Consider the following 13,576-nt stretch of genomic DNA (forward strand, 5'->3'; position numbering starts at 1 on the left):
GCGTTGATTTTTGGCACGCTGTTGAGTTCTCAAGGAACGGACGCTTCCTTTGTACTCACCCTCTCGGGCTTTCCTCCGGGCGCTTCCCTTCGGTACTTCTTTTCTACTGTTACTGCGTGTTTCCAACCTTACCAGATCCGTTTTCCGTTCCGTTTCCGGTCCGAATTTGTTTCCAGTGGCCGTTGGAGGGCCTTTGCCTTTCGGCTGATCCGACTTTATCAGAAGTTTTGGGCCGGTCTGACCGGCTGTTTATTTCTGAATTAGTCAGGGGGGCTTCTCGAAAGAAAGTGTTTCGTGAAGCGAGCTAGATGCTAGCCGTTGCAAGCGAACCTGTCGAGTTCGGGGCAACTGTTCGAATCTACCTCCCCGTCCAGTCCGTGTCAACGGTCTTTCCGGGGCGAAGAGGAGACTAGCAGGTCAGAGAGCCCGAGTGCACATCAAGCCGCTGTCGGCAGCAGCGCGCTGCGCTCCGACTCGGGCACATCGCCGGTCTCGCCCTCTCGGGTGGCGCGGCCACCGAGGACGTAGACGTAGGTGAGGAAAGCGAGTTCGGCCGCGATGCCGATGCCGATGCGGGCCCAGGTCGGGAGGCCCGAAGGGGTGACGAAGCCTTCGATGGCGCCCGAGATGAAGAGGACCAGGGCCAGGCCGATGGCCATGCCCAGGGCTGCGCGGCCCTCCTCAGCGAGGGCGGTGCGGCGGGTGCGCGGGCCTGGATCGATGACGGTCCAGCCGAGACGGAGGCCGGTGCCGGCGGCGACGAAGACCGCTGTCAGTTCCAGGAGACCGTGCGGAAGGATCAGGCCCAGGAAGGTGTCGAGGCGGCCGGCGGACGTCATGAGGCCGATGCCCACGCCGACGTTGAGCATGTTCTGGAAGAGGATCCAGAGGACCGGAAGGCCGAGGAAGACCCCCAGGACCAGGCACATGGCGGCCGCCTGGGCGTTGTTCGTCCACACCTGGGCCGCGAAGGAGGCCGCCGGGTGGCTCGAGTAGTACGTCTCGTACTGGCCGCCGGGGCGGGTCATCTCGCGGAGTTCCGCAGGGGCGGCAATGGAGGCCTGGACGCCGGGGTGGGTGCCGATCCACCAGCCGATCAGGGCGGCTATCGCGGTGGATATCAGGGCCGTGGGGACCCACCAGTGACGGGCCCGGTAGACCGCTGCCGGGAATCCGCGCGTCAGGAAGTCGGTCACGTCGCGCCATGAAGCACGGCGGGTGCCTGTCACGGCACTACGCGCGCGTGCCACGAGTTGGGTGAGGCGGCCGACGATCCGGGGGTCCGGTGCGCTCGACTGGATGAGGGAGAGATGAGTGGCCGTGCGCTGGTACAGCGTGACCAGTTCGTCCGCCTCCGTGCCGGTCAGACGGCTTCGCCGGCGCAGCAGAGCGTCCAGGCGATCCCACTCGGCCCGGTGGGCGGACACAAAGACGTCGAGGTCCATCCGGTCTGCTGCTCCTCGCTTTCCGGCACCTGTGCGGCGCGATGTGCCCTCAGCTTGGCAGACTGGCGGTTCCTAGGGGCAGGTCAGGGAAGGGCGGGTGGCCGGTGTGAGTGATCTGGTGACGGGCGAGGCGGTGGCTCTGGAGCTGCGGCCTGCGAAACTGCCGAGCCGGGCGCTCGCCGTGCTCATCGATCTCGCGGCGGCCTTCGCCGTCTACATCGTCGTGACCATGGCGATCGTGGCGGGCACGGCCTCCCTGGACGACGCCGCTTCGGCGGCGGTGGCCGTGGCCACGTTCCTGCTCGTGCTCGTCGGGATTCCGATCGCGGTGGAGACGTTGAGCCGCGGGCGGTCGCTGGGGAAGCTCGCGTGCGGGCTGCGGGTGGTGCGGGACGACGGAGGGCCGATCCGGTTCCGGCACGCGCTGGTGCGGGGGGCCGTCGGCGTCGTGGAGATTCTGATGACCTTCGGGGTCGTGGCGTGCATCGCCTCGTTGGTGTCCGCGCGTGGGCGCCGGATCGGGGATGTGGTCGCCGGGACGCTCGTCGTGCGCGAGCGGGTGCCCACCGGGCAGGCGGCGTTCGTTCCGGCTCCGCCGCCGTGGCTGGTCGGGCGGTTCGCGCAGCTCGATCTGTCCGCCGTGCCCGAGGGGCTGTGGCTCGCGGTGCGCCAGTACCTGACGCGGATGGGGCAGTTGGACCCGCAGGTGGGACAGGGGATGGCCGGGCGGCTCGCGGCCGATGTCGCCGCGCACACCGGCGCTCCCGTGCCGATGGACGTGCCGCCCGCGGCGTTCTTGGCCGCCGTGGTGCACGAGCGGCAGTCGCGGGAAGCGCAGCGGGCCTTCGGAGCGGCGCAGCACGGGCGTGGGCCGGTGTACCCCGCCCCGGCCGGATACGCCCCCGCGGGTGCTCCGGCCCAGCCCGCTCCGTACACGCCGCCCGTCGCCCCCGCACCGGACGCGTTCAGCAAGCCGCCGGCTCCGTCTTCGGTTCCCAGTGACCGAGACCGAGACCGAGACGGCGGGTCCGAGCCGCCGGCCACCGGGTTCGCGCCGCCGGCCTGACACACCGGGCATCGAACATCCCGCATCGGACATCCGGCGCGAGGTGTCAGGCGAATACCGAAGGCGGAGTCTCGAGGTCCTCCAGCTCGATGCCGGGGGCCGCGAGAACGACGTCGCCGCTGATGTGAACGGTGTGCTGCTCGCCGGTGTCCAGGGCTGTGACCTGGTACGCGTCCACGGTCAGGGGTCCGTTGTCAGTGGCGTGTGCTTCGCTGTTCAGCAAGGTCCAGGACTGGTCCACGGTGCGCGGGGCCAGGACCGGATCGGTGAGAGCGACAAGGCGGACACGGGTCACGGGGGAAGCGGGGGTGAGGCTCAGCAGACGCGTGGTGGCGATGAGGAACGCGGGGGACGTGCCCGTGAACGCGTGCGCGGGAGCGTTTCCTTCTGTGGCGTGTGTGCCGGTGGGGTCGGTGCGCACCCAGGTGACGCCGTCGAGGGCGGCGCCGCGGACCTGCCAGCTCGACGCGTTCACTTCGAGGCGGATGGGGCGGCCGAGTTCGTCGAGGGCGAGGTCGATCGAGCCGGCGTGATCGCCGGAAGGGATGGTTCGTTGCGCGACGTAGCGCCAGCCGGAGGGGCCGGGCGCGCAGTGGAAGTGTTCTTCGCCGAGAGGGGTGTGATCGTGCGGATCATGGAGCGAATAACGGCCGCGGGGCATGGGCTTCGTGGGGTCCTCTGTCTGGCCTGGTGACGGCCGCCGCCACCGGTCGCGGGTTCGGGCCGGGTGGTTCTGGCCGGCGTCGAAGGACGTGTCCACCGTAGCCAGCGGTGCGGCAGGTACGGGACAGGCCCCCGGCACGGGGGTGCGGGGGCCTGTCCTTGCAGCCGGTTCAGTCGGCGCGTGATGCGGTCGACCGGTACGGGGTGCTCAGTGTGCTCAGTAGCGGTAGTGGTCCGGCTTGTACGGGCCTTCGACCTCGACACCGATGTACGAGGCCTGCTCCGGACGGAGCTCGGTGAGCTTGACGCCCAGCGAGTCCAGGTGGAGACGCGCGACCTTCTCGTCCAGGTGCTTGGGCAGCACATACACGTCGGTCGGGTACTCGGCCTGCTTGGTGAACAGCTCGATCTGCGCCAGCGTCTGGTCCGCGAAGGAGTTGGACATCACGAACGACGGGTGCCCCGTCGCATTGCCCAGGTTCAGCAGACGGCCCTCGGACAGCACGATGATGACCTTGCCGTCGGGGAACGTCCACGTGTGGACCTGCGGCTTCACCTCGTCCTTGACGATCCCGTCGATCTTCGCGAGACCGGCCATGTCGATCTCGTTGTCGAAGTGGCCGATATTCCCGACGATCGCCTGGTGCTTCATCCTGGCCATGTCCGAGGCCATGATGATGTCCTTGTTGCCCGTCGTCGTGACGAAGATGTCGACCTTGTCGACGACCTCGTCCAGCGTCGCGACCTGGAAACCGTCCATCGCCGCCTGCAGCGCGCAGATCGGGTCGATCTCCGTGACGATCACGCGGGCACCCTGGCCACGCAGCGACTCCGCACAGCCCTTGCCGACATCCCCGTAACCGCAGACCAGAGCGGTCTTGCCGCCGATGAGAACGTCCGTGGCACGGTTGATGCCGTCGATCAGCGAGTGACGGCAGCCGTACTTGTTGTCGAACTTCGACTTCGTCACCGCGTCGTTCACATTGATCGCGGGGAACAGCAGGGCCCCGTCGCGCTGCATCTCGTACAGACGGTGGACACCCGTCGTGGTCTCCTCCGTCACGCCGCGGATCTCCGAGGCGAGCTGGGTCCACTTCTGCGAACCGTTGGAGATCGTGTCGTTCAGGAGCTGGAGGATGACGCGGTGCTCGTCGGACTCGGCGGTGTCGACCGAGGGGACCTTGCCGTCCTTCTCGTACTCGACGCCCTTGTGGACGAGGAGGGTGGCGTCACCACCGTCGTCGAGGATCATGTTCGGACCGCCGGTGGGCGTGTTCGGCCAGGTCAGCGCCTGCTCCGTGCACCACCAGTACTCCTCCAGGCTCTCGCCCTTCCAGGCGAAGACCGGGACGCCCTGCGGGTTGTCCGGCGTGCCGTTCGGGCCCACCGCGATGGCCGCGGCGGCGTGGTCCTGCGTGGAGAAGATGTTGCAGGACGCCCAGCGGACCTCGGCGCCGAGCGCGACGAGGGTCTCGATGAGGACGGCCGTCTGGACCGTCATGTGGAGCGAACCGGTGACGCGCGCGCCGGCCAGCGGCTGCGCGGCGGCGTACTCCTTGCGGATCGACATCAGGCCGGGCATCTCGTGCTCGGCGAGCGTGATCTCCTTGCGGCCGAACTCCGCGAGGGAGAGATCGGCGACCTTGAAGTCCTGGCCCTGTCGGTCGGCGACAGAAGTCATAAGTGAGCTGCTCCTCGGTGCAGTTGCGGATGGTCGAGGTGGGCTTCGTCCGTATGCCGTCCGGGTGGAGGCATGCGTGGCTGGTCTGCGGGCGTCGTCGGACACAGGTGTCCTGTCGATACTCGCAGCGCAGTCCGTCGGAGGCCCTCTCTCCCTCGGCCGGCCCGCACGGCGGGCCGCCCGACCGCCATCAGCAGCGACGTCTGGCTCGTGACAAAGCTACACCGATCGGCCCAGTCGGCCCTACCCCGTCTCGGTATCGGGGGCCGGGCCGACCGCGTACGGGAGTGGTCAGTGGCCCGGCGTCGGGTTCGGCGTCGGGCCGCCGGGGGCCGCCTCCGGGTCCGCGCCCTTGGCGGCCTCGGACTCGCTGTAGATGTCGGGTTCGAGGTAGATGACCCGGGCGATCGGCACGGCGGCGCGGATGCGGGCCTCGGCTTCGTTTATGGCGCGGGCCACCTCGGCGGCGGTGTCGTCGTGCTGCACGGCGATCTTCGCCGCGACGAGGAGTTCCTCGGGGCCGAGGTGGAGCGTGCGCATGTGGATCAGGCCGGTGACGGTGTCGCCGTCGACGACGGCCTGCTCGATCTTGGCGACCTCCTCCGTGCCCGCGGCCTCGCCGAGGAGCAGGGACTTGGTCTCCAGGGCGAGGACGATGGCGATGGCGATCAGGAGCAGACCGATGCAGAGGGTGCCGATGCCGTCCCAGACGCCGTCGCCGGTGCCGAGGGTCAGGCCGACGCCGAGCAGGGCGAGCACGAGACCGATCAGGGCGCCGAAGTCCTCCAGGAGGACGACCGGCAGCTCGGGGGCCTTGGCCCGCCGGATGAACTGGCTCCAGGTCAGCTTGCCGCGCAGCTGGTTGGACTCCTTGATGGCCGTACGGAAGGAGAAGCCCTCGGCGAGGATCGCGAAGACGAGGACGCCGACCGGCCAGTACCAGTGCTCCAGCTCGTGCGGGTGCTTGATCTTCTCGTAGCCCTCGTAGACGGCGAACATGCCGCCGACCGAGAAGAGCACGATCGACACCAGGAAGGCGTAGATGTAGCGCTCGCGGCCGTAGCCGAAGGGGTGTTGCGGGGTCGCCTCGCGCTGGGCCTTCTTGCCGCCGATGAGGAGCAGGGCCTGGTTGCCGGAGTCGGCCAGCGAGTGGACCGACTCGGCGAGCATCGACGAGGAGCCACTGAAGAGGAACGCCACGAACTTCGATGCCGCGATCGCGAGGTTGGCGGCCAGTGCCGCCACGATCGCCTTTGCTCCGCCTGAAGCACTCATGTCGTTCCCGGTGTCCCTTCGAGGTTCTGCGTATGCGTACGTCCCGTGCAGCGGTGGGCCATTGTTGCAGCACGGGACGGCACAGGGGTCTCTCAGACCGTCTCAGGCCACGACCGTCGCACGGAAAACCGTTCCCACTCCGGACACTTCGGTCTTTTCGTCTGCCGGGACGAAAGCGGATCCGCCGGGAGCGAGGTCGAGGTCGCCCACACGGACCGAGCCCGCGGTGCAGAGCAGGATCTGCGGGGTCGGCGCGCTGAGGTCGTGGGTCGTGCCGCTCTCCGGCAGCACGTAGCGGGAGAGCCGGAACTCGTCGATGGGCGTGTCGTACAGCTCTTCGCCGTCGGGCGACGCCTCGGGGCGCAGCACGCCCGGGTCGCTCGCCTCGAAGCGGACGATGCGCAGCAGTTCGGGGACGTCCACGTGCTTGGGGGTGAGGCCGCAGCGCAGGACGTTGTCGGAGTTGGCCATGATCTCGACGCCGAGCCCGTCGAGGTAGGCGTGCGGGACGCCGGCGCCGAGGAACAGGGCCTCCCCCGGCTGCAGTCGTACGTGGTTGAGGAGCATCGCCGCGATCACGCCCGGATCGCCCGGGTAGTGGTGGGCGATGCCCGCGTACGGCTCGTAGGCGCCGCCGATGCGCTGGGCGGCGGCGGTCGCCTCGGTGACGGTCGCCGTGATCTCGGCGCGGTCCGCGGACAGCACGGCGGTGAGGACCTCGCGCAGCGCGGCCTCTTCGGGCTGGGCGCGCAGCAGGTCCACGTACGGCTTGAGGCTGTCGACGCCGAGGCCTTCGAGGAGCCGGGCCGCCTCCTCGGGGGCGCGGAAGCCGCACAGGCCGTCGAACTCGGTGAGCGCGCAGATGAGTTCGGGCTTGTGGTTGGCGTCCTTGTAGTTGCGGTGCGGGGCGTCGATCGGGACGCCCCGCTTCTCCTCGTCCTCGTATCCCTCTTTCGCCTGGGCGAGGTCGGGGTGGACCTGGAGGGAGAGGGGGGCGCCGGCGGCGAGCAGCTTGAGCAGGAAGGGCAGGCGGGGGCCGAACTTGGCGGTCGCGCGGGCGCCGAGTTCCTGCTCGGGGTGCGCGTCGATGACCTCGTTCAGCGGGCCGCGCTCCGTGCCGGAGGGGGCGCCGGGGTGGGCGCCCATCCACATCTCGGCCTGGGGTTCGCCGGTCGGTTCGGCGCCGACGAGCCGCGGGATGGCGGTGGTGGAGCCCCAGGCGTAGGGGCGGACGGTATTGGTGAGGCGGTCCATGACGTGTTCGTTCTCCGTACGCGGTCCGGGGCAGGAGGCGCGGTCCGTGGCGCGGACGCGGTCCAGGGCGGGCGGGCCCGGCGGGTGCGGCCGGGCCGGGGACAGGGTCGGCTCCGGGTCACGTACCGGAGGCGAGGCCCAGGTAAACGGCGGCGAAATCCGTGACGGCGATCAGCTCCGCGAGGGTCTCCAGGTCGCTGCCCTCCTCGGGTTCGAGCTCGCTGATCGCGGTGCCGTGCGAGAGCGCGAGTTCGCGGGCGGCCGGGGCGGCGCTGAGGCCGCCGGTGGGCCGGTCGCGGAGCAGGACGACGCGGGCGCGCAGGGCCTGGGCCTCGTCGACGCGGTCGCGGAAGAAGTCGTCGGGGTCGGCGCCCGCGGCGAGGTCGCTCGCCAGGAGCGCGCCGTGGGCGGGCAGCGCCTCGGGCAGGTCGGCGGCGAGCGCCGGACGGCCGGCCAGTTCGGCGAGCGCGGCGGCGAACCGGCGGCCGGCCGGGCCCGCGGCGGCGCCCTCCGTCCAGATCAGCGGCAGCGCGTCGGCCAGCTCGGAGGCGAGCGTCTTGGCCGGGTTGCTGTACGTGGCGATGGCCGGGCCGCAGCGTTCGGCGGTGCGGTCGAGGCGGTCGGCGACCTTCTCCAGGTCCTCCGGCGGCGCGCTGAGCAGGCCGGTGCGGTCGAGGAGCGCGAGCAGCGGGGTGAGCAGGGCCCACAGGGAGCCGGGGGCGGAGGCCGCGACGGGGGTCTCCTGCTCGTCGTACGGGGCTGTCGCCATCGGTACGAACAGGCCGTGGGCGCCGGCCACACTCTCGGTCAGCGGGGAGCCGGAGGGGCCGACCGCGACGACCGAGACGCCTCGGCGGTACGCCTGTTCGACCAGGAGCGAGAGGCTCGGCTCGCCGCCGTCCGGGGTGGCGATCAGCAGCAGGTCGACCGAGCCCGCCCAGCCGGGCAGTTCCCAGCGCAGGGCGCCGGTGGCGGGGGCGACGCCGGTGGAGCGCAGCCGGACGACCGGGCAGGCGGAGCCCGCCAGGCGGCCGATGAACTCCGCGACGCCGAGGGCCGCGATGCCGGGGCCCGCGATGAGGACGGCGCGCGGGCGGCCGTCCGGTTTCAGCTCGGCGATGCCGGCCTCGGCGGCGTACCGGGCCGCGGTGCGCACGCGGGCGCCCGCCTCCGCGGCGCCGCGGAGCAGGGCGCGGCGGTCGGCCCTGGCCAGCGCGTCCGGGTCGTCCAGGAGCGTTTCGTCGAACATGGCGCGGGCCTCCTGCGGGCGGCGTCTTTGCGGGTTACGCGGGGTGGCGGGCCTCGTCGACGAGGAGGACGGGGATGCCGTCGCGGACCGGGTAGGCCAGGGCGCAGTCCTTGGAGGTGCAGACCAGCTCGGCTTCGGCCTCCTTGAGGGGGGCGTGGCAGGCCGGGCAGGCGAGGATCTCCAGGAGGCCGGCTTCGAGCGGCATGGGGGTTCCCTTCGGGGTTACGGGTGCCTTTGTGGGTGGCCCGGTCAGGGTACCGCCGGGGCGTTCGCGGCAGCGGGCCGGTGGGGCTGGTCGCGCAGTTCCCCTCGCTTGCGCTCCGCGCTTCTGGGTTGTCGGTCGGGTGCGGGCCGGTGGCCGCTTCTCGCGCAGTTCCCCGCGCCCCTGAAGGCAGCGCTTCGCGCGCCTTCCCCTGCCCCTGGGCGAGCGGAGCTCGCTTCCAGGGGCGCGGGGAACTGCGCGACCAGCCCCCACCGGGCCGCAGCCGACCATCAAGCCCTGATGACCCCGAGGACCTCGTCGCGGACCTTCTCCATAATCTCCCGGTCCCGGGCCTCCGCGTTCAGGCGGAGCAGCGGCTCCGTGTTCGACGGGCGGACGTTGAACCACCAGTCCTTCGCCGTGACGGTGAGGCCGTCGAGCTCGTCCAGGGTGATGCCGTCCCGGTCGCCGTACGCGGCCTTGATCGCGGCAAGGCGGTCGCCCTGGTCGGCGACCGTGGAGTTGATCTCGCCGGAACCGGCATAGCGGTCGTAGGAGGAGACCAGGGAGGAGAGCGGACCGTCCTGGCCGCCGAGCGCCGCCAGGACGTGCAGCGCGGCGAGCATGCCCGTGTCCGCGTTCCAGAAGTCCTTGAAGTAGTAGTGCGCCGAGTGCTCCCCGCCGAAGATCGCACCGGTCGTCGCCATCTCCTGCTTGATGAACGAGTGACCCACGCGCGTGCGCACCGGCGTACCGCCCTGCTCCCTGACCACCTCGGGCACCGACCAGGACGTGATCAGGTTGTGGATGATCGTGCCCGACCCGCCGTTGCGCGCCAGCTCCCGGGAGGCCACCAGCGCCGTGATCGCCGACGGGGACACCGGATCCCCGTGCTCGTCGACCACGAAGCAACGGTCCGCGTCACCGTCGAAAGCCAGACCGATGTCGGCGCCCTCCGCCCGCACCCGCGCCTGGAGGTCCACCAGATTGGCCGGGTCCAGCGGGTTCGCCTCATGGTTGGGGAACGTGCCGTCCAGCTCGAAATACATCGGCACCACCTCCAGCGGGAGACCCGCCAGAACGGTCGGCACGGTGTGCCCGCCCATCCCGTTGCCCGCGTCGACCACGACCTTCAGCGGACGGATCGCCGTGAGATCGACCAGGCCACGCAAGTGCGCCGCATAGTCGTCCAGGGTGTCCCGCCCGGTGATGGTGCCGGTGGTCGCGGCAGGCGCCGGGGCACCCGCGTCGCTCCACTCCTCCGCCAGCCGCCGGATGTCGCTCAGGCCCGTGTCCCGGCCGACCGGGGCCGCACCCGCCCGGCACAGCTTGATGCCGTTGTACCGCGCCGGATTGTGCGAGGCCGTGAACATCGCGCCCGGCAGATGCAACGCACCCGACGCGTAATACAGCTGATCGGTCGAGCACAGGCCGATCTCCGTGACATCCGCACCCTGCGCCGCCGCGCCCCGCGCGAACGCCCGGGACAGGCCCGGGGACGAGGGCCGCATGTCGTGCCCCGTCACGATCGCCGTCGCGTCTGTGACCCGGACGAACGCGGCACCGAACAACTCGGCCAGCTCCTCGTCCCACTGGTCCGGGACCACCCCGCGCACGTCGTACGCCTTGACGATCTGCGACAGATCAGCAGCCATGGCCCGGTCCAGCCCTCCTGAAGTACTTCACGGACCCCACAAACTACCGGTCCCCACCGACAACAGAGCGTGAACCCCTCATTCCTCGCAAAGAACCCGCCGTCCGTCATCCGTGCTGGTCACACGAGCGTCACGGCAGCATCCAGGACAGCGCCGCCGTGCTCTGCGCGTACACGATGAGGCACATCACGAGCAGCAGTCCCAGGCTCCACGGCAGCACCTTGCGCAGCAGATCGCCTTCCCGGCCCGCGAGGCCGACGGCCGCGCACGCGATGGTGAGGTTCTGCGGGGAGATCATCTTGCCGAGGACGCCGCCCGAGCTGTTCGCCGCGGCGAGGAGTTCCGGCGACAGGCCCGACTGCTGGGCGGCCGTCACCTGGAGTGCTCCGAAGAGGGCGTTGGCCGAGGTGTCGGAGCCGGAGACCGCGACGCCGAACCAGCCGAGGACGGGCGACAGGAAGGCGAGGCCCGCGCCCGCCGCGGCCACGAAGTGGCCGATGGTGGCGGCCTGCCCGGAGAGGTTCATGACGTAGGCGAGAGCGAGCACGCTCGTCACCGTGAGGATCGCGAACCGCAGTTCGTGCACGGTCCCCAGCCATTCGCGCACCGCCACGCGCGCGTGCACCCCGATGACGACGGCCGTCAGCACGCCGGCGATCAGCACGAGGGTGCCTCCGGTGGAGACCAGCGGCAGGGTGAACACGTTTCCGCTCACCGGCTTGCCGTCGGGGCCCGCGACGTTCAGGAAGGGCCAGTCGAAGACGCGGTTGGCCTTGGCGAGCCAGTCCTTGACGGCGGGGATCTGGGCGAGGGAGAAGATCACGACGATGAGCGCGTACGGGGCGTAGGCGCGCAGCACTTCGGGCCGCGGGTCCTCCTCGTCGAGGTCTTCGCTGCGTACGCCGGTCAGGACCGCGGCGCGCACCGGTTCGGCGGCGGGCCTGCGCGCCTGCGGCACGGCGACGAGGGCGGCGGCGCCGATCAGCGCGGCTCCGATGTCGGCGAGTTGCGCGGAGACGTAGTTGGAGGCCGCGAACTGGACGACGGCGAAGGCGACTCCGCAGGCCAGCGCGGGCACCCAGGTCTCGCGCAGCCCGCGCCGCCCGTCGACCAGACCGACGAGCACCAGCGGCACGACGAGCGCGAGCAGCGGTGTCTGACGGCCCACCACGGAGGCGACGGTGTCCAGCGGCAGGCCGGTGACCGACGCGAGCGTCACGACGGGGGTGCCCATGGCGCCGAAGGCGACCGGCGCGGTGTTGGCGACCAGCGAGACGACCGCGGCCTTCACCGGGTCGAAGCCGAGCGCGACGAGCATCACCGAGCAGATCGCGACGGGCGCGCCGAATCCGGCGAGGGCCTCCAGGAGCGCGCCGAAGCAGAACGCGATGACGAGGGCCTGGATGCGCGGGTCGTCGGAGAGCCGTCCGAAGGAGCGGCGCAGGATGTCGAAATGTCTGGTGCGGACCGTCATCCGGTACACCCACAGGGCGTTGACGACGATCCACATGATGGGGAAGAGCCCGAACAGCACGCCCTGCGCACCGCTGGAGAGGGTCTGGCCGAGCGGCATGCCGTACGCGAGCCAGGCGACCAGGACGGCGACGCCGAGGCCGATCAGGCCCGCGCGGTGGGCTTTCATGCGCACGGCGCCGAGCAGGACGAGGACGGTGACGAGGGGCAGGGTCGCGACGAGGGCGGACAGGCCTAGCGAGCCGCTGACGGGCTCCAGTTGCTGGACGAACACGGGCGCCTCCCGGAATCCCGGATTCCCATGGACAGGGTGGCGAAAGTGTTCTGTCCTCAACAAACGCGCGTCAACGTGCGTGACAGAGATGGTGGCGAAGATCCGGTGAAGGCGTGCGTCGCGGGCGCGCTGTGCCCCCGTATGCGGTCAGTTGTCGGGCGAGCGCAGGACCCTGAGGTGGCCGCGGCGGGCGACCTCCATGGGGTCCGCGGTGCGCGGGCCCTTGCCGCCGGCCTCGGCGGCGCGCTCCTGGGGGCGGGCGGCCTCGCGCACGGCGTTGGCCAGGGCCTCCAGGTCGTCGCCGCTGGGGCGGCTCGGGCCACTGCTGTTGTGGAGCCGGACGACCTCCCAGCCACGCGGCGCGGTGAGGCGCTCGGAGTGCTCGGCGCACAGGTCGTAGCAGTGGGGTTCGGCGTAGGTGGCGAGCGGGCCGAGGACCGCGGTCGAGTCGGCGTAGACGTACGTCAGCGTCGCGACGGCGGGACGGCCGCAAGCGGTGCGCGAACAGCGACGTACAGGGCTCACAGCGATGGACGGTACCGCACTCTTGAGCGGGCCGCGACGACTCTCCCCGGGGTCACCCCACCGTGTCGTGGTGTGAGACGGCGCACACCGGCTCGCGCGGGCGCCTTCGTGACCTGCGGCGACCCGGGGTCGCACGCCCTGCCGAACAGTTGAAATCGGTCACCACTCGGGACATATGCCGTCAACTGTCGCGAGTGCAGCGGTCCGGGAGGGATACGGAATCAGGCCCAAGAATGGCTTGATCGGTCGGGAAGCGACATGCGGGGGCCCGCCCGGGGCTGCCCCGCTTCGTGCGCCGCTCCGGCGTCCCCAAGGACTACGCTGCGTCGGTGATGGAAAGGCCAGACAGTCAGGTACCGCGCTCCCCCGGCGAGCCGCGTCCGCCGCGCCGCCGCGACCGGCACGGCCGTGGCATGCGCGGGCCCGTGGCGCCCCCGCAGGTGCCGCTGTCCGCGAGCCGCGCCGACACCTTCGCGGACCTCGTGCAGGACTCCGTGGAGCGCCTGGAGCGGCGCTGGCCGTCGCTGGCCGAGGTCGACTTCGTCGTCCTGGAGGTGCCGCGGCTCACGGCCGAGGACGAGGCGTGGGGCGGCGACTCGGTGCCGCTGGGCGGCACGGTCCCGGCGGGGGACGACCGGCCCGCGCGCGTGGTGATCTACCGGCGCCCCATCGAGATCCGCACCAAGGGCCGCGACGAGCGCGCGGCCCTGGTGCACGACGTGGTCGTCGAGCAGGTCGCCGAGGTCATGGGGCTCACCCCGGAGACCGTCGATCCCCGCTACGGGGACGAGGAGGAGTGACCCACTCTTCGGCG

General features: G+C 70.9%; 13 protein-coding genes. 3 read left to right on the plus strand and 10 right to left on the minus strand.

Annotated features, from left to right (window positions below; translation table 11 throughout):
* Positions 1 to 264: hypothetical protein (locus ACFVDP_RS34905; RefSeq protein WP_383498553.1), on the plus strand; the 264-nt coding region annotated here is incomplete at its 5' end.
* Between the two features lie 173 nt (positions 265 to 437).
* Here ACFVDP_RS34905 and ACFVDP_RS34910 read toward each other — a convergent pair.
* On the minus strand, positions 438 to 1,445 hold the full coding sequence (locus tag ACFVDP_RS34910; RefSeq protein WP_383498556.1) for a stage II sporulation protein M: 1,008 nt from the start codon (positions 1,443 to 1,445) through the stop codon (positions 438 to 440).
* 106 nt (positions 1,446 to 1,551) lie between these two features.
* Here ACFVDP_RS34910 and ACFVDP_RS34915 point away from each other — a divergent pair, with 106 nt between their 5' ends.
* Positions 1,552 to 2,511, plus strand: a complete 960-nt coding sequence (locus ACFVDP_RS34915; protein WP_383498845.1) for an RDD family protein — start codon at positions 1,552 to 1,554, stop codon at positions 2,509 to 2,511.
* Between the two features lie 46 nt (positions 2,512 to 2,557).
* Here the strand turns inward: ACFVDP_RS34915 and ACFVDP_RS34920 are convergent, their stop codons facing one another.
* From ACFVDP_RS34920 to ACFVDP_RS34960, 9 genes are all read right to left on the minus strand, one after another.
* Complete coding sequence (locus tag ACFVDP_RS34920; protein WP_383498559.1) at positions 2,558 to 3,172, minus strand: hypothetical protein; 615 nt, start codon at positions 3,170 to 3,172, stop codon at positions 2,558 to 2,560.
* Positions 3,173 to 3,391: 219 nt separating this feature from the next.
* Positions 3,392 to 4,855: an adenosylhomocysteinase gene (gene ahcY / locus ACFVDP_RS34925; protein ID WP_383498562.1), complete on the minus strand. Its 1,464-nt coding sequence runs from the start codon at positions 4,853 to 4,855 to the stop codon at positions 3,392 to 3,394.
* Positions 4,856 to 5,146: 291 nt separating this feature from the next.
* On the minus strand, positions 5,147 to 6,130 hold the full coding sequence (locus ACFVDP_RS34930) for a cation diffusion facilitator family transporter (RefSeq protein ID WP_383498564.1): 984 nt from the start codon (positions 6,128 to 6,130) through the stop codon (positions 5,147 to 5,149).
* Between the two features lie 102 nt (positions 6,131 to 6,232).
* Positions 6,233 to 7,384: a mannose-6-phosphate isomerase, class I gene (manA, locus tag ACFVDP_RS34935; RefSeq protein WP_383498567.1), complete on the minus strand. Its 1,152-nt coding sequence runs from the start codon at positions 7,382 to 7,384 to the stop codon at positions 6,233 to 6,235.
* Positions 7,385 to 7,502: 118 nt separating this feature from the next.
* A complete protein-coding gene (locus ACFVDP_RS34940; protein ID WP_383498570.1) occupies positions 7,503 to 8,633 on the minus strand; it encodes an SIS domain-containing protein in 1,131 nt (376 codons plus the stop codon).
* 34 nt (positions 8,634 to 8,667) lie between these two features.
* Positions 8,668 to 8,838, minus strand: coding sequence for a Trm112 family protein (locus tag ACFVDP_RS34945; RefSeq protein WP_383498573.1), 171 nt, complete (start codon positions 8,836 to 8,838; stop codon positions 8,668 to 8,670).
* A gap of 287 nt (positions 8,839 to 9,125) precedes the next feature.
* A complete protein-coding gene (locus ACFVDP_RS34950) occupies positions 9,126 to 10,490 on the minus strand; it encodes a phosphomannomutase/phosphoglucomutase (protein WP_383498576.1) in 1,365 nt (454 codons plus the stop codon).
* 130 nt (positions 10,491 to 10,620) lie between these two features.
* On the minus strand, positions 10,621 to 12,237 hold the full coding sequence (locus ACFVDP_RS34955; protein WP_383498579.1) for an L-lactate permease: 1,617 nt from the start codon (positions 12,235 to 12,237) through the stop codon (positions 10,621 to 10,623).
* 147 nt (positions 12,238 to 12,384) lie between these two features.
* Positions 12,385 to 12,762, minus strand: a complete 378-nt coding sequence (locus tag ACFVDP_RS34960; protein ID WP_383498582.1) for a DUF3499 domain-containing protein — start codon at positions 12,760 to 12,762, stop codon at positions 12,385 to 12,387.
* A 332-nt stretch (positions 12,763 to 13,094) separates the two neighbouring features.
* On the opposite strand from ACFVDP_RS34960, the gene ACFVDP_RS34965 reads away from it, so the two are divergent.
* A complete protein-coding gene (locus tag ACFVDP_RS34965; RefSeq protein WP_383498847.1) occupies positions 13,095 to 13,562 on the plus strand; it encodes a metallopeptidase family protein in 468 nt (155 codons plus the stop codon).
* Positions 13,563 to 13,576 lie beyond the last annotated feature (14 nt).

It is taken from the genome of Streptomyces sp. NPDC057694 (assembly GCF_042799415.1).
GTDB lineage: Bacteria > Actinomycetota > Actinomycetes > Streptomycetales > Streptomycetaceae > Streptomyces.